Raw genomic sequence first — 14,319 nt, 5'->3', positions numbered from 1 at the left:
CTTAGGGCGCTTAGCGGATTTTTGCCAGCCTCAGCCAATCTCGCTGCGCAATGAGGCAATCAGGGGGCCGATCTGCTTCAATTTTGGTTCTTCCTCGTCCAGAATGGCGATAAAGGCCGCGCGCTTTATCGCCGCAATCCGGCCCGGCTTCATCTGCATCGAAGCGGGTAGGGTGGAAACGATGATGTCGATCAGGCGCTCGGCACCGTGCAGCCGCCCCCATAGATAGTCATTTTCGCGATAGGCACGACTGAAAAAGGCACCGAAACTATTGAATTGGATGCCCTTTAGCGTCGCCATTGCCCCGCCGGTACGGATCGACGTTGCGTCATCGGGGGCGATGCGATCGACCTTTATCGCATCGAATTCATCGACCCCTTCGCCTTGAAGCAGCGGCAATGTCGCCACGTCGAAATAGGGAAAGCCCAGATAGGCGAGCAGCAGCGGTCGTCTGATCTCGCGCGAGGCCTGGCCAAGGGCAGTGGAGAGCCGCAATTCAGTTTCATCGTCCAGCGGCTTGAGATTGAGCGACTCGGCCAGTCGATCGAGCAAGGGCGCTGCATTGTTTCGTAACGCGCGGACATCGCGCCGGAGCGCCAGATGCGTCTCGGTGCGCTTGCAATCGAGATAGGCGGCCAGCGAGGTGTAGATGGCATCGCGCAGCAAGGCGATGTCGGTTTCGGCAAAGCTCACTTCGAGATCGCTCAATCGCCGCGCCATCATCCGCAACCGGCGGATACGGAAGCCCAGATCATAGGAGCGCAGGAAAGCGATGGTTGCTGGGTTGGTACCACCCGAAAAGGTCGGCCCCATATCGTCCATCCCCTGCGATCGGACCGCTAAGGTGACCTGGCGGCGGATATGATCAAGCCGTGCCTGGTTCAGTTCTCCCCCGACGCTCCACAGCAACTGCGTCATTTGTTCAATGACGCCAGCGAGCTTCAAATGGCCATATGCGGCATAGCCATAGCCGGCCTTGCTGGCTGCCGAACTTTGGGCGCGACGACGCCAGGTGGCGAGCCGGGCGACGGTTGGGCGATCGAGAAACAAGGTATAGCCAAACAGGCTTTCGACCTGTTTCTCCACTTCGGGGCGGATGCCGGCGATGATTTCCGCCATGCGTTCAATCCGATGCGAACGCTCGGCAATTGCTTCCAAATTGTCGCGGATCGGCTGCTGACGCGGCAGTTCCGAAATCGCGCCAATGATGGTCTGGAAAAAGCCCGGGACGCCGCCCTTTTTGCCGCCAAAATCGAGCTTCGCGCCCGGATGGGGATCGATATAAACAAAGCGGCGATCAACCTGTCGACGCGCAGGCCGTTCGCGCAGTGCTTCGATCGCGGGACGGAAGGGCGCGTTGGCCAGCACCGAGCCGTCGATCAAGACCGTACAATCGGCTGTATTGGCTGCATATTGACGGGGCAGGCTGCGTTTCAGAAAGTTTTCGCGTTCCGGCCATGGCATGTTTCGGCTGGCCAACACCTGATCAAGCTCGCTGATGGTGCAGGGCGGGAAAGCGCCCGGGAAGCTGGATGTCGCCCGTGCGGCAAAGGTCAGCTCGCCGGGATGAGCCAGCATGGTGGTTGATTGGCCGTGATCAGTGAAGGAGAAGATTAGCCGGTGTTCGGTCTCGATCACCTCCGCAGGCGAATTGAGCGCCAATAATTCAGGGTGGCCAGAAAAATCGGTAACGGTCACGAACAGATCGAGCGGTTGATCGACTGGTAAAAGGCGCGGCCCGGTGGGGGCCGCAGCCATTGCGTCAAAGGCATCCAGCATCAGGTTGGAAAAGCGCGCGCCACCAAAAGGAGGCTCGAACCATCGCGACCGGACGAATTTGGACAGTTTGGCACGGACTTCCTGGCGCGCGCCGACTTCGACCAGTTCATCGATCCGGTCCCCCGTTCGCCGCTGCGCCAGCCAGACGAGCGGCAATGCCCAGATTTTCGAGAGCCGGTGCCGTGGGCCCTGATCAGGATCGATCAGCGCCTCCACATCGGCACTGTCGAGCCATAAGTCGGTGAGCGGCTCAAGCGACTGGCCGGTCGAGATCGCCTGCCCCAAAAACACGCCGTTAATGCCGCCAGCGCTCGCCCCGGCAATGATATCAACCAGAACGCGCAGCTTTAGACCATGGTCGTTTTCGATTTCCTGGAGCAGTCCGCGATAGACGCCCTGGCTGCCGCCGGCTGGCCTATCGCCATTGGTGAAAGCGCAGCTCGCCCGCGCCAACCGCCAGATTTCCTTGGTAATGCCGTGCATATAGACCGCAAGGCTGATGCCGCCGTAGCAGACCAGTGCCAGTCGCAGCTCTTTTTCCCGGCTCATTGCACACCCTCTACTCGTGCCCAGATCGGCAAGTGATCGGAAGCAACCGTTGCCAGCCGGCTGTTGTGAACCCCGCACGCAACCGGCATCAAGTCGCGCGACATCATGATCCGGTCAAGCCGGGCGAGCGGGCGACGGGCGTGAAAACTGGGTCCCGTATCGGCAATGCGAAAATGGCGCGCAAATTCGTGCAAACATCCGGTGGTGGCGCTCCATTCGTTCATATCGCCCATCAAAATCGTTGGCAGCGGATGCGGATTGGCATGGAGATGGGCAATGATCGAGGCTGCCTGTCGCCGCCGCCAGAGCCCGGAAAGGTCGAGGTGCATGCCAATCACGCGGAGTTGCGCGCCCGCGCTGGTGCGCAGATCGGCCATTACGGCACCGCGCGGTTCGAGTGTCGGCAGATGGATCGCTTCGCTGCAGGTGATCGAAATCCCCTGTCGCAGCAGGATCACATTGCCATGCCAGCCCATGCTCGCCTGCCGCACGCCAAAAGTGACGGGGTGCCAGCCTGCCTGCTCGATCAGGGTATTTGAGAGGATAGCGGCGCGGGTGCCAAAGCGGCGATCGGCCTCCTGAAGGGTGACGATATCGGCATCCATCTCTGCCAATACATCAAGAATGCGTTCCGGCCGTCGCCGTCTATCCGTGCCGATCCCCTTATGAATATTATAGCTGGCGACGGTGATCATCCCGCCCTTATCGGCGGGGCGGCACCGGCTCTGCAAGGAGAATGCAGCGCGGAGATCGGCGGTGGGGTGGGAGAGATGGTGCCGGTTGCAGGAATCGAACCCGCGACCTTCGGTTTACAAAACCGCTGCTCTACCAGCTGAGCTAAACCGGCATCCGACACGCCCCATGCGTCAGACGACGCCGAAGGTCCAGCCCTCGCTTTGGGCAATTTGCGCGGTGAGGGCGGGCGGTGCCCATAAATTGCCGTCGCGGGCACATGATCGCAGCCATGCTGCGGTCAATATCGCATCGGTGGCGTGATCGTCGTAGCGTTCGAGCAGTTCGTGCGGTTGGCTGCCAATGGCAGGGTGGGTCAGCGCGGCATCCAGCGCCGCTGGCCCGCGCAATTTGCTGATCCCTTTGCGCAGGCCCGCTGCACGCGCGGCAATGGTCGTGTAGATTTCGACGACCAGTGCGCCGGTGCTCGGGACAGGATCGAACGGCCAGACCGGCAGGGCGCCGTCAAGCTGATGGAGCAAGCGCATGCCGGCGAAGCTGGCCTTGGCGACTTGTGCTGCGCCAATTGCGTCATAAATGGTGGACGGCTTCCCGCCCCCGCCAGCGTTGAAATGCGCTTCGCAGCGACGGAAATGCATGAAATCGGCCTTGCGGCCATCGGCAGCACCGAAATAAAAATGGGTGCCGCGCCGATTTTCGAGGAACGAGGCTGCGCCAAGATCCGTATCATCGCTCTCAGCATCGACATGCGCCCAAAAGGGGCGGGCGGTGTCGGGCGTGACTTCGCCTGGCAGATAAGCACGGCGTTCGATCCAGGGCGGTGCGAAGCTGAAATCAAAGCCGATCAGCAACGGCACGCTGGCGCGCGCACGCAGCCAATTGAGGATCGCAGTGCGTGACCAAATGCCATCCGGCGCGGCAACCAGCCGGGGGGCAGCGTCGCCTGCCGCACAAATGGCCAAGGCGATACCGCGATGGCGATTTCCCTTTGCCCCTGACCAGTCAATCGCCGCGAATTCAGTGAAATGAGTCACGCTTTTTGCTTGCGCGCCTTGGCTGGTGGCTTTGCCGCCGCCTGATCCCGCGCTCGTTCGATCATCGCGGACACGCGGTCTGGATCGGCACTCGTGTAGCGAACCAGCAGACTCGGCCAGCCTTGGTAATGCGGGGTTTGCCAGAAACTGTCGGGATCGGTCTCGATCAGCATGTCCTTGGTATCGTGATCGATTTGCAGCACGAACGATTCCGGCTCGCGGCTGCCCGACAGAAAGGCGCGACCGTTGCTGGCGATCTTGACCGCTGGCTTGCCATAATGCGCGCCAACTTCGGTATCGGACAGGCCAAGCGCAAAGGCGACGACCGCGTCCCAGTCACGGAGGGGCAGCGTCGTCATTTCACACTGGCCAAGACATCGGCGGTGAATTTGGCGATGTCGAACGGTGCGCCTGCTGGGTCTTCTCCGCGCCGCACGATCACGATATTTCGGCTTGGCACGATGACGACGAATTGGCCGCGATTGCCGTTGGCTGAGAAAGTGTCGGCCGGGACGCCGGGCACCTTATTCATCAGCCAAAAAGTCGCGCCATAGCCAAAGCCGGCAGCTGGCTGTGGGCCGTTTGGCGTGGTGACATAGCGGCGCCAATCTTCCGGCAGCACCCGTTTGCCATTCCAGAAGCCGTCGTCGAGATAGAGCAACCCAAAGCGTGCCAGGTCGCGCGCGGTCGTCCAAATCTGGCTGGAGGAAATGTAATTGCCGCGCCAGTCGGTTTCAGCGACGGTGTGCTTCATCCCGATCCGATCGAATAGGGCGGTCGCGGGGAAATTCTTGTATCTGGCCTCACCCAGCGCCGCGCGCAGCGACCGCATCGCCAGCAGTATGTCATTGTTCGCGTACCGGAATCGTGTGCCGGGTTTGACTTCGATAGGCCAATGGACCGTCTCTTCGGTAACCGCCGTGCCGCCGAAATAGACGGCATCGCTGCGATTGCCGGCCGTATCGCTGTGCAGGCCGGACGCCATGCGCAACAAATTGTCGAGCGTGATCTGCCGTCGGCGATTAAAGGCATATTCATCGGCCCATTCGGGAATGCGTGCGGGTGCGTCGGTCCTCACAGCGCCTTCTTTGACAGCGATGCCGACCAATGTGCCTGTGATGCTTTTGGCGACCGACCAGGTGCGCTGCGCCGTATAGGGGCCAAAACCGTCGGCATAGCTTTCGGCGACCAGCGCCTTGCCGCGGAGCACCACGATGCCCGTAGTTCTGCCGCTATAGGCCCCCGCCATTGCCCGGGCGACCGCACCTAATTGCGGATATGCTGGCTTTGGCAGCGCGTCGCCGATGGGCCAGGGGGCGGGGTTGGCCTGGGCCAGGGCTGTAGGCTGGTCGCTGTCGGGGGCGGACAGGGCGACCGCGCCAATTGGCATGATCGTGCAGCCCCGCCCCTTGCGATAAACGGCCCGTCGTGGCGGCAAGGCCGGATCGAAGGCGACTGTTACCAGCCCGATTTTGGCATCGACATCGGCCTTCAGCGTTGGGACGATCGCATCATATTCTGGATAGATGCCGCTTAATTCATCGCGAGCGATCTGCTCTTGGGTACGGCCGCCGATGAACACCGCGCTGCACGTGATTGCCGCCTTATACCCGGCGGCAATCGCCAGCGTGTAAGGGGCGGGCACCTGTTGCGCTGCCAGCGGCGTTGCGGTGAGCGCGGTCGCAAGCCCAATCAGCCTAATCCTTGCCCTGATCGCCCCCATTTCGCAGCCCTTCCCAATAAGCCAGCCGTTCGCCAATCCGCTTTTCAAACCCGCGAGCCGTTGGCTGATAAAAATCCTGTCGCGCCATGCCTTCGGGCCAATAATCGCTGCCCGAAAAGCCGGTGTCGGTGTCATGATCATAGGCATAACCCTTGCCATAGCCGATGTCCTTCATCAGTTTCGTCGGTGCGTTCAGGATATTCTGCGGCGGCATCAGCGACCCGGTCTCGCGCGCTGATTTCCAGGCGGCCTTTTGCGCCTTGTACGCGGCGTTCGATTTGGGCGCGGTCGCGCAATAGAGGCACGCCTGGGCAATCGCGAGTTCGCCCTCTGGCGAGCCCAGAAATTCAAAAGCGTCCTTCGCCGCCAGACACTGTACCAGCGCCTGTGGGTCGGCAAGCCCGATATCCTCGCTGGCAAAGCGGGTGATCCGGCGCAGCACATAGAGCGGCTCCTCGCCCGCGGTCAGCATCCGCGCGAGATAGTAGAGCGATGCTTGCGGGTCCGAACCCCGCATTGATTTGTGGAGCGCGGAGATGAGGTTGTAATGCCCCTCGCGATCCTTGTCATAAACGGCGACGCGACGTTGCAGGAACGCGCTTAGCCCTGCCGGATCGAGCGGCTCGGCCAAGTCGACCGAATAGAGCGTTTCGGCCTGATTGAGCAGAAAGCGTCCGTCGCCATCGGCGCTGGCGATCATCGCGGCACGGGCATCGAGGGTGAGGGGCAGGGGGCGTGCTTCGATCGCTTCTGCCCGGTCAAGCAACAAGCCAAGCGCGACAGCGTCAAGCCGGTGCAAAATCAGCACCTGCGCACGGCTGAGTAGCGCAGCGTTCAGCTCAAAGGATGGGTTTTCGGTGGTCGCCCCCACCAGTGTGACGGTGCCGTCCTCGACAAAGGGCAGAAAGCCATCCTGCTGCGCGCGATTGAAGCGGTGAATTTCATCGACGAACAGCAGCGTCCTCTGGCCGATCCTGGCGTGGTCGCGCGCTTCACCAAAAGCCTTTTTCAGATCGGCAACGCCGGAAAACACGGCCGAAATCGCCGTAAAACGCAGGCCGACAGCATCAGCAAGTAAGCGCGCGATGGTGGTCTTGCCGGTGCCGGGCGGGCCCCACAATATCATCGACGACAGCCTTTTGGCGGCGACCATTCGGCCGATTGCGCCGTCTGGGCCGGTGAGATGGTCCTGTCCAACCACCTGATCCAACTGCGCCGGACGGAGCCGATCGGCCAGTGGGCTGGCGGCAGGGGCATCGGCGCCGGGGCGATTGGTGGGAGCAAAAAGGTCGGCCATGACGCCAGGATAGACGGATCAAACTATTTTACAGCCACTCTTGTTCGAGCGCGCTCAAGATATATCTTATGTCTATCATGAAGAGACGAAAGGGAACGAAAATGTTTCATGGATATGGAAATCGCCATTGCGGGACCCGCGGATCGCGCCGTTGGGGTCCATTCGCCTTCACCTTTGAAGTTGATCAAACCAATATGCATGGCGGGCCGCGGGGTCGCCGTGGCCGGATGTTTGATGGGAGCGAATTGCGGCTCGTCCTGCTCAAGCTGATCGCCGACCAACCGCGCCACGGCTATGATCTGATCCGCGAGATCGAGGAATTGACCGGTGGTGCCTATGCGCCAAGCCCGGGGGTGGTCTATCCGACTATCACCTTGCTGGATGATATGGGGCTGATCATCGAACAAAAGGCCGAGGGAGCGAAGAAGCTGTTTGCCGTGACCGAAGCAGGCACCGTCCATCTGGCCGAGCGTGCCGAAGAAGTCGAAGCACTGATGGCGCGGCTGACGGATCTTGGCGCTGAACGCCAACGGAATGACAGCGCCTCTGTGCGGCGGGCGATGGGCAACTTGCGATCAGTGCTGATGCACCGTTTCAGCCGGGGTGAGGTTGACAGCGAGACGCTCCACCAGATCGTGGCGTTGATCGATGAGACTGCCCAAAAGATTGAGCGATTGGATTGACGAAATGGCGGGCGCGACCGGCTATTTGCCGCGTCGCGCCACGACTTCCAGATATTTATCAACGACTTTCTGGTTGATTGCGTCCCAACTATAGGCGTGGCTTAGCGCTTCGCCAGCCAGCCCGTCATTGTCGGCAAGGTCGCGGTCCTCGCAATAGGCCTGGAGCGCATCGGCAAAACCGTTGATATCGTCTGGCGGGACCAACCGGCCAGTAACGCCGTGTTCGACCAGGCTGGAGCTGCCCGTGGCCATCGCCGCCACCACCGGCACAGCGCAGGCCATCGCCTCCAAGGTCACATTGCCGAAGGTTTCGGTGACGCTGGGGTTGAACAGCATGTCCATCGAGGCAACCGCGCGGCCGAGATCGGTGCCCGCTTGAAACCCAGCAAATACCGCGTTGGGGACTTGTTCGGCAAACCAGCTTTCGGCGGGGCCTTTGCCGACCACCAGCACGCGGTGCGGCACGTTGCGCCGGGTGAGTTCGTTGACGACGGCGGCAAACACGTCGAGCCCTTTTTCAAGCACCAGTCGGCCGAGAAAGCCGATTACCATTTCATGGTCTTCAATACCAAATTCGCGCCGCCACGGCAGACAACGCGCGGCGGGCGTGAAAATGCTCGTATCGATTCCGCGAGACCAGATCGCAATATCATCGTTCATCCGCTGTTCGCGCAGCAGATCGACCATGGATTGCGAGGGCGGCAAAATCGCATCGCAGCGCCGATAGAAGCGCCGAAGCAGCGCGACCGCCGCCGATTCGAGAAACGCAACGCCGTAATAGCGCAAATAGGTTTCAAACCGGGTGTGGACCGACGCCACCACCGGGATGCCATGATGGCGCGCCCAGGTGACCGAGCGATGGCCGAGAATGTCGGGTGCCGACACATGGACAAGGTTGGGCGCAAAGGCCTCAAGATCGCGACGCAGCCGGGTCGGTAAGCCCATTGCCACGCGGTATTCACTGCGACCGGGCAGCGCGAAGGACGGCGCGCTGACCAGATCACCCGTTGGTTCGAACGCGGGCTTCGCTACTGTTGGTGCATAAACGCGTACGGCGGCGCCCTGAGAAAGCAGATAGCCCACCAGGCGATTAAGTGCCTGGGTGGGCCCGTCGCGTGTGTAATTATAGTTGCCGCTGAAAAGGGCGATGCGGAGGTTAGACGGGGTCATTACCGATGCCATAGCGCGCCATGCGCTGTGTGACTATCGTCGGCGAAACAATCCTGCGCTGGAGAATCGCTCATGGCCGACCTTTCCGCTTTTCCCATCACTGCACGTTGGCCCGCCCAGCATCCGGACCGGCTCCAGCTCTACTCCTTTCCCACGCCCAATGGCGTGAAGGTGTCGATCATGCTCGAAGAGACCGGCCTTGCTTATGAACCGCACCTAATCAAGATCATGGCGAACGAGAGCCATGATCCTGCCTTTCTCTCGCTCAACCCCAATGGCAAGATTCCCGCAATCCTCGATCCGGATGGCCCCGGCGGGCAGCCCTTCGTGCTGTTCGAAAGCGGCGCGATCCTGCTGTACCTCGCCAATAAGTCCGGCCTGTTCCTGTCGAGTGACCCGACCAAGCGCTTTCAGACGATCCAGTGGCTGATGTTCCAGATGGGCGGCGTTGGGCCAATGTTCGGCCAGATGGGCTTTTTCGTGAAATTCGCCGGCAGCCAATGGGAGGATAAGCGCCCGCAGGAGCGATTCGTCGCTGAGGCGAAGCGTATCCTGGGCGTGATGGACACCGTGCTTGCAGAGCAGAGCTGGTTCATGGGCGATGACTATACGATCGCAGATATCTCGATGATCGGCTGGGTGCGGGCGATCGATGCGTTTTATGGGGCTGGGGAGTTGGTGGGGCTGGCTGATTTTGCCAATGTCACTGCCTGGCTGGAGCGCGCATTGGCGCGGCCTGCGGTGCAGCGCGGGCTGGGGATACCTGCTATGGCGTAGTTTTTCCTGATGCCGGGTCTCTCCCGCCTGCTTCAGGCGGGAGAGAAGGATTTTGTTCCCCTATCGTTCTCTTGCTGCTAGCCCCAGTTCATGGCCAAACCTCAAAAGCGATACGTCTGCCAATCCTGCGGTTCAGTGTCGCATCGCTGGGCGGGGCAGTGTGTCGATTGCAGTGAATGGAACACACTGGTTGAGGAATCGACCGGCCCCGTCACCCCTTTTGCCGCCAAGCATAACTTACAGGGCGGCGGGCGGGCGCTTCAGTTGGTGGGGCTCGATAGCGAGATTGCGCTGCCGGATCGACTCCCCACCGGCATTGCCGAGCTTGATCGCGCGCTGGGCGGCGGTTTTGTTGAGGGGAGTGCGACGCTGATTGGCGGCGATCCGGGGATCGGCAAGTCCACGCTGCTGCTCCAAGCTGCCGCAAAGCTGGCGCTGGCTGGGCATTCGGTCGCTTATGTATCGGGCGAGGAGGCGGCGGATCAGGTGCGGTTGCGCGCGCGGCGGCTGGGCCTGGGCACCGCACCGGTCATGCTCGCGGCGGCGACATCGGTCCGCGATATTCTGACTACCTTATCTCAAGGGTCACCGCCCGCCCTGGCGGTGATCGATTCGATTCAGACGATGCATTCGGATTTGATTGAGGGCGCGCCGGGGACCGTCAGCCAAGTCCGCGCTTCCGCCCAGGAATTAATCCGTTTTGCCAAGGAACGCGGCACCGCCGTCGTGTTGGTTGGTCATGTAACCAAGGACGGCAGCATCGCTGGTCCGCGCGTGCTGGAGCATATGGTCGATACCGTGCTGAGCTTTGAAGGCGAGCGCAGCCACCAATATCGCATTCTGCGCGCGATCAAGAACCGCTTTGGCGGCACGGACGAGATCGGTGTTTTCGCGATGGTGGAAGAAGGGCTGACTGAGGTCGCCAACCCCAGCGCCTTGTTCCTGACACAGCGTGATGAGGGGGTGACCGGGACGGTGGTGTTCCCGGCGCTGGAAGGGACGCGCCCTGTGCTGGTCGAAATCCAGGCGTTGGTGGTGCGGCTTGCCAGCGGTGCCACGCCGCGCCGGGCGGTTGTCGGCTGGGATTCGGGGCGGCTGGCGATGATCCTGGCGGTGCTGGAGGCGCGCTGCGGGCTGAGCTTCTCGAGTTCGGAAGTCTATCTGAACATTGCTGGGGGATACCGGGTGCAAGACCCGGCCGCCGATCTTGCTGTCGCAGCTGCGCTGATTTCAGCGCTCAGCGAGCGGCCAGTGGCGATCGATTCGGTCGCCTTTGGCGAAGTAGCCTTGTCCGGAGAGATCAGGCCGGTCGCGCATGGTGGGCTGAGGCTGAAGGAAGCAGGGAAGCTGGGTTTTGAACGCGCAATGGTGCCAGCGGCGCTGACGGGCGAAAAACAGCCACTGAAACTCAGCGGTTTCAAGAACCTTGGCAGTTTCGTTGACCATATGCTCGGGCGTGGCTAGCGATCACCTCATCGGCACACCATCTTCCCGCAGGGGGTAAGGGACAGGCATATGGGATTAACCGCACTTGATATCGTCGTGCTGCTGCTGGTTGGCGGCGGGGCGGTGCTTGGGCTGATGCGCGGCTTCGTCACTGAAGTGCTGTCGCTGATGGTGTGGATCTTCATCGTTTTCGGGTTGAAGCTGTTGCACGGCCCCGTGGCGACGATGTTGACTGGCGTTGTCGGCACCTCGGCTGGCGCGGCGGTACTCTCCTTTGCGGTCGTTGCCGGGGCGATTTATTTCGGCGGGCGTGTGGTTGCCAATATGATCGGTGCGCGGACGCGGACATCGATATTGGGGCCGCTTGATCGCGCACTTGGCTTTGGTTTTGGCGGATTAAAGGGTTTAATTCTGGCCAGCCTGGGCTTTTTGTTGATCGTGTTGGTCACCGATACGATCGGCGGGGGGCCGAACCGGCGGCCAAGCTGGATCACCAAATCGCGCACCTATCCAGTGCTGAGCCAGACCAGCAAGGGCATTTCGGAATTTGTCGATCGCCGGCGGCGGGGCGAAAATGCCTTTGGCCCCGACGGGAATAGCGCCACACCTGCCAATAGCAGCGACCCAACGCCATGAATGCGCCCCTCTATAACAATGAGATTCTGCGGCTGGCCGCCGCTGCGCCATTTAGCGAGCGGCTGCCCGATCCGATGGCCAGCGTGGAAAAAAGGTCGCCGATTTGTGGCAGCCGGGTGACGGTTGACTTGAATGTCGACACTGCCGGTCGCGTGACTGACATCGGCTTGCTGGTGCGGGCCTGTGCACTGGGCCAGGCGTCGTCGTCGCTGATGGCGGCGCAGGCGACGGGAAAGACGGCGGACGAATTGGCGGCGGCGCGCGATTCGCTGGCGGCTTGGCTAGCCGGTGATGCGGCGCTGCCTGAATGGCCCGGCCTTGATATTTTTGAACCCGCTCGCCCGCATAGCGCGCGCCACGCCTCAATCCGGCTGGCGTTTGAGGCGGCGGCTGAAGCCGCTGCAACTGCCGCTGCGGCGATCGAGTCGGGCAGCACCGCCACATGATCGGCGCGAACCTGCGCGACGGGGTGATCCTGCTTGGCTTTGCGCTGGCCTTTGTGCTGCTATTCCGCAAGCTGGGCCTGGGCGCGACGCTGGGGTTTTTGATCGCGGGTGCCGTGGTCGGGCCGCAGGTTATGGGGCTGGTCGGCGACGCTGAACAGAAGATGGGGATCGCCGAACTCGGCATCACCCTGCTGCTGTTTCTGGTCGGGCTGGAGCTTAATCCGGCGCGGCTCTGGCGGCTGAAAAAGGATATCTTCGCGCTGGGGCTCCTACAGGTCAGCCTCTGCGGCGTTGCTGTGGCGGGCATTGTTTGGCTGATCGCTGGTTTTTCACCCGCTGCCGCGCTTGCGGTCGGGCTGCCGTTGGCGCTGTCCTCAACCGCGCAGGTGCTGCCGATGCTGCAATCGGCAGGGCGATTGAAGACGCCCTTTGGGGAGCGCGCATTTTCGATCCTGTTGTTCCAGGATTTGTCGATCGTCCCGATGATTACGATCGTCGCGGCACTATCCCGCGCGCCCGCTGTGCCCAATGCGCCACCCGGCTGGCTGCTTGGTCTTTACACCGTGTTGGCGATTGTCGGCCTGGTGGCATCGGGGCGTTTCCTGCTGCGGCCCTTGTTCCGGCTGATCGGTAATCTGGGCGAGCGCGAGATGTTCGTTTTTGCCGCGCTTTTCACCGTTATCGCCAGTGCAGCGGTGATGGAGGCGCTGGGGCTGTCGACGGCGCTGGGCGCGTTTATCGCCGGGGTGATGCTGGCAGATAGCCCGTACCGCCATGAGCTTGAGGCTGATGTCGATCCTTTCCGATCGATCCTGCTGGGCCTGTTTTTCCTGAGCGTGGGCATGATGCTCGATCTGCATGCCATTGCCGAACGGCCGCTTTTCGTGATCGGCATGGCGTTGATGCTGATCGCCGCCAAGACGGGGATCATGATGGCGATCGGCTTGGCCTTCAAGATGAACTGGCGACCGGCGCTCGCGCTGGGGTTGTTGCTTAGCCAGGGCGGCGAATTCGGCTTTGTGTTGTTTGCCCAGGCCAAGGATGCTCTGCTGATCGAGCCCCAGGCGGCCAGCCTGTTCGGTGCCGTGGTGACCTTGTCGATGGCGACCACGCCGTTTTTGATGATGTTTACCCGACGCATCCGGGCAGCCCCCGTGGCAACGGGCGAGGGGCTTGATGCGCCGAAAAGCGATGGGGCAAGCGCGCTGGTGATCGGCTATGGCCGTTTCGGGCAAACCGTGGCGCAGATGCTGATCGGACAGGGCATTACCGTCTCGTTGATCGACCGCGATCCGGAGATGATCGAGACCGCCGGCACCTTTGGCGCCAAGGTTTACTATGGTGATGGCACCCGGCTTGATCTGCTCCGCCAGGCGGGGGCCGGCAGCGTACAATTACTGCTGTTCTGCGTCGATGAAGATCAGGTCGATACCGCATTGTTGCACGCGGTGCGGGAGGCTTTCCCCAATGCGGCAACCTTCGTGCGCGCTTATGATCGCCGCAGTATGGTCAAGCTTAAGGATGCGCCGATGGTTGGCGCTTTTCGTGAAGTCATGGAATCTGCGGTGGTAATGGCGCGCGGCGCGCTGGCTGAGGTTGGCGTCGATAATGACGAAATTGCCCGAACCGAGGCCGCCTATCGCGCCCGCGACATTGAACGGCTGAAAGCCCAGGCTGTGGCCGGGGACATGCATGCCGGTGATGCCCATCTGATTCGGGGCCGGTTGGAACAGGCAGGAGAATCGGGATGAATTGGCTGTTGGCATTGGCCGCGCTGTCGGGTGTGCTGGCGGTGGGGGCAGGGGCCTTTGGTGCGCATGGCGCATCCGGCCCGGCGATCGACTGGCTGAAAACCGGTTCGCACTACCAACTCATTCATGCGCTGGCCGCGCTTGTGGCGGTGCAGCTTGGCGCGCGCGGCGCCGGCTGGCTATTCGTCAGCGGCGGCGCGATCTTTGGGATTTCGCTCTATCTGATGGCAATCGGCCTGCCGCGCTGGCTGGGCGCAATCACCCCGATTGGTGGGGTTTTGCTGATTGCCGGCTGGCTCTGGCTCGCCTGGGTTGTGCTGCGCACGCCGCACTGA

At 61.6% G+C, this 14,319-nt stretch carries 14 protein-coding genes and 1 tRNA gene; 7 read left to right on the top strand and 8 right to left on the bottom strand.

Annotation, left to right across the window (positions count from 1 at the left end):
- Nucleotides 1-30: 30 nt before the first annotated feature.
- The 7 genes from B7Y43_RS01935 to B7Y43_RS01905 all read right to left on the bottom strand — a co-directional run bounded on the left by B7Y43_RS01935 (nucleotide 31) and on the right by B7Y43_RS01905 (nucleotide 7,075).
- The gene (locus B7Y43_RS01935) at nucleotides 31-2,328 is read right to left on the bottom strand and encodes a patatin-like protein (RefSeq protein ID WP_374129923.1); all 2,298 of its coding nucleotides are present in this window, start codon (nucleotides 2,326-2,328) and stop codon (nucleotides 31-33) included.
- On the bottom strand, nucleotides 2,325-3,023 hold the full coding sequence (locus B7Y43_RS01930; protein ID WP_374129922.1) for an endonuclease/exonuclease/phosphatase family protein: 699 nt from the start codon (nucleotides 3,021-3,023) through the stop codon (nucleotides 2,325-2,327). The genes B7Y43_RS01935 and B7Y43_RS01930 overlap by 4 nt, the downstream gene beginning before the upstream one ends.
- Before the next feature lie 76 nt (nucleotides 3,024-3,099).
- Nucleotides 3,100-3,175 (bottom strand) — tRNA-Thr (locus tag B7Y43_RS01925).
- Nucleotides 3,176-3,194: 19 nt separating this feature from the next.
- Nucleotides 3,195-4,055 carry a hypothetical protein gene (locus B7Y43_RS01920; protein WP_374129921.1) on the bottom strand — a complete coding sequence of 287 codons (861 nt, stop codon included), beginning with the start codon at nucleotides 4,053-4,055 and terminating at the stop codon, nucleotides 3,195-3,197.
- Complete coding sequence (locus B7Y43_RS01915; protein WP_374129920.1) at nucleotides 4,052-4,414, bottom strand: hypothetical protein; 363 nt, start codon at nucleotides 4,412-4,414, stop codon at nucleotides 4,052-4,054. Before B7Y43_RS01915 ends, B7Y43_RS01920 begins: the two co-directional genes overlap by 4 nt.
- A complete protein-coding gene (locus B7Y43_RS01910) occupies nucleotides 4,411-5,778 on the bottom strand; it encodes a serine hydrolase (protein WP_374129919.1) in 1,368 nt (455 codons plus the stop codon). The genes B7Y43_RS01915 and B7Y43_RS01910 overlap by 4 nt, the downstream gene beginning before the upstream one ends.
- Complete coding sequence (locus tag B7Y43_RS01905; RefSeq protein ID WP_374129918.1) at nucleotides 5,753-7,075, bottom strand: replication-associated recombination protein A; 1,323 nt, start codon at nucleotides 7,073-7,075, stop codon at nucleotides 5,753-5,755. The genes B7Y43_RS01910 and B7Y43_RS01905 overlap by 26 nt, the downstream gene beginning before the upstream one ends.
- Before the next feature lie 194 nt (nucleotides 7,076-7,269).
- Between B7Y43_RS01905 and B7Y43_RS01900 the strand changes: the two genes are divergently transcribed.
- Nucleotides 7,270-7,758, top strand: coding sequence for a PadR family transcriptional regulator (locus B7Y43_RS01900; RefSeq protein WP_374129917.1), 489 nt, complete (start codon nucleotides 7,270-7,272; stop codon nucleotides 7,756-7,758).
- A 21-nt stretch (nucleotides 7,759-7,779) separates the two neighbouring features.
- On the opposite strand, the gene B7Y43_RS01895 is transcribed toward B7Y43_RS01900, so the two are convergent.
- A complete protein-coding gene (locus B7Y43_RS01895; RefSeq protein ID WP_374129916.1) occupies nucleotides 7,780-8,928 on the bottom strand; it encodes a glycosyltransferase family 1 protein in 1,149 nt (382 codons plus the stop codon).
- Nucleotides 8,929-9,000: 72 nt separating this feature from the next.
- Between B7Y43_RS01895 and B7Y43_RS01890 the strand changes: the two genes are divergently transcribed.
- The 6 genes from B7Y43_RS01890 (at nucleotide 9,001) to B7Y43_RS01865 (ending at nucleotide 14,319) form a co-directional block, all read left to right on the top strand.
- A complete protein-coding gene (locus tag B7Y43_RS01890) occupies nucleotides 9,001-9,705 on the top strand; it encodes a glutathione S-transferase N-terminal domain-containing protein (protein ID WP_374129915.1) in 705 nt (234 codons plus the stop codon).
- A 90-nt stretch (nucleotides 9,706-9,795) separates the two neighbouring features.
- Nucleotides 9,796-11,169: a DNA repair protein RadA gene (gene radA / locus B7Y43_RS01885; RefSeq protein ID WP_374129914.1), complete on the top strand. Its 1,374-nt coding sequence runs from the start codon at nucleotides 9,796-9,798 to the stop codon at nucleotides 11,167-11,169.
- A 51-nt stretch (nucleotides 11,170-11,220) separates the two neighbouring features.
- Nucleotides 11,221-11,787 carry a CvpA family protein gene (locus B7Y43_RS01880; protein ID WP_374129913.1) on the top strand — a complete coding sequence of 189 codons (567 nt, stop codon included), beginning with the start codon at nucleotides 11,221-11,223 and terminating at the stop codon, nucleotides 11,785-11,787.
- Nucleotides 11,784-12,233 (top strand): iron-sulfur cluster assembly scaffold protein, encoded by a 450-nt coding sequence (locus B7Y43_RS01875; protein ID WP_374129912.1) that lies wholly within the window; start codon nucleotides 11,784-11,786, stop codon nucleotides 12,231-12,233. The genes B7Y43_RS01880 and B7Y43_RS01875 overlap by 4 nt, the downstream gene beginning before the upstream one ends.
- Entirely contained in the window at nucleotides 12,230-13,984 is a 1,755-nt protein-coding gene (locus tag B7Y43_RS01870; protein ID WP_374129911.1) for a cation:proton antiporter, read from the top strand. Before B7Y43_RS01875 ends, B7Y43_RS01870 begins: the two co-directional genes overlap by 4 nt.
- Nucleotides 13,981-14,319: a DUF423 domain-containing protein gene (locus tag B7Y43_RS01865; RefSeq protein ID WP_374129910.1), complete on the top strand. Its 339-nt coding sequence runs from the start codon at nucleotides 13,981-13,983 to the stop codon at nucleotides 14,317-14,319. Before B7Y43_RS01870 ends, B7Y43_RS01865 begins: the two co-directional genes overlap by 4 nt.

This window comes from Sphingomonas sp. 28-62-20 (genome assembly GCF_002281505.1).
The sequence above is the reverse complement of the archived record's forward strand: the minus strand, read 5'-3'. Positions and strand labels throughout refer to the sequence as shown.

What these genes read in the sequence shown, in the direction of transcription:
- B7Y43_RS01880 (WP_374129913.1), top strand. Translation starts at nt 11,221, where the DNA reads ATGGGATTAACCGCACTTGATATCGTCGTGCTGCTGCTGGTTGGCGGC.
- B7Y43_RS01935 (WP_374129923.1), bottom strand. Translation starts at nt 2,328, where the DNA reads ATGAGCCGGGAAAAAGAGCTGCGACTGGCACTGGTCTGCTACGGCGGC.
- B7Y43_RS01900 (WP_374129917.1), top strand. Translation starts at nt 7,270, where the DNA reads ATGCATGGCGGGCCGCGGGGTCGCCGTGGCCGGATGTTTGATGGGAGC.
- B7Y43_RS01905 (WP_374129918.1), bottom strand. Translation starts at nt 7,075, where the DNA reads ATGGCCGACCTTTTTGCTCCCACCAATCGCCCCGGCGCCGATGCCCCT.
- B7Y43_RS01865 (WP_374129910.1), top strand. Translation starts at nt 13,981, where the DNA reads ATGAATTGGCTGTTGGCATTGGCCGCGCTGTCGGGTGTGCTGGCGGTG.
- B7Y43_RS01930 (WP_374129922.1), bottom strand. Translation starts at nt 3,023, where the DNA reads ATGATCACCGTCGCCAGCTATAATATTCATAAGGGGATCGGCACGGAT.
- radA (WP_374129914.1), top strand. Translation starts at nt 9,796, where the DNA reads ATGGCCAAACCTCAAAAGCGATACGTCTGCCAATCCTGCGGTTCAGTG.
- B7Y43_RS01875 (WP_374129912.1), top strand. Translation starts at nt 11,784, where the DNA reads ATGAATGCGCCCCTCTATAACAATGAGATTCTGCGGCTGGCCGCCGCT.
- B7Y43_RS01870 (WP_374129911.1), top strand. Translation starts at nt 12,230, where the DNA reads ATGATCGGCGCGAACCTGCGCGACGGGGTGATCCTGCTTGGCTTTGCG.
- B7Y43_RS01910 (WP_374129919.1), bottom strand. Translation starts at nt 5,778, where the DNA reads ATGGGGGCGATCAGGGCAAGGATTAGGCTGATTGGGCTTGCGACCGCG.
- B7Y43_RS01890 (WP_374129915.1), top strand. Translation starts at nt 9,001, where the DNA reads ATGGCCGACCTTTCCGCTTTTCCCATCACTGCACGTTGGCCCGCCCAG.
- B7Y43_RS01915 (WP_374129920.1), bottom strand. Translation starts at nt 4,414, where the DNA reads ATGACGACGCTGCCCCTCCGTGACTGGGACGCGGTCGTCGCCTTTGCG.
- B7Y43_RS01895 (WP_374129916.1), bottom strand. Translation starts at nt 8,928, where the DNA reads ATGACCCCGTCTAACCTCCGCATCGCCCTTTTCAGCGGCAACTATAAT.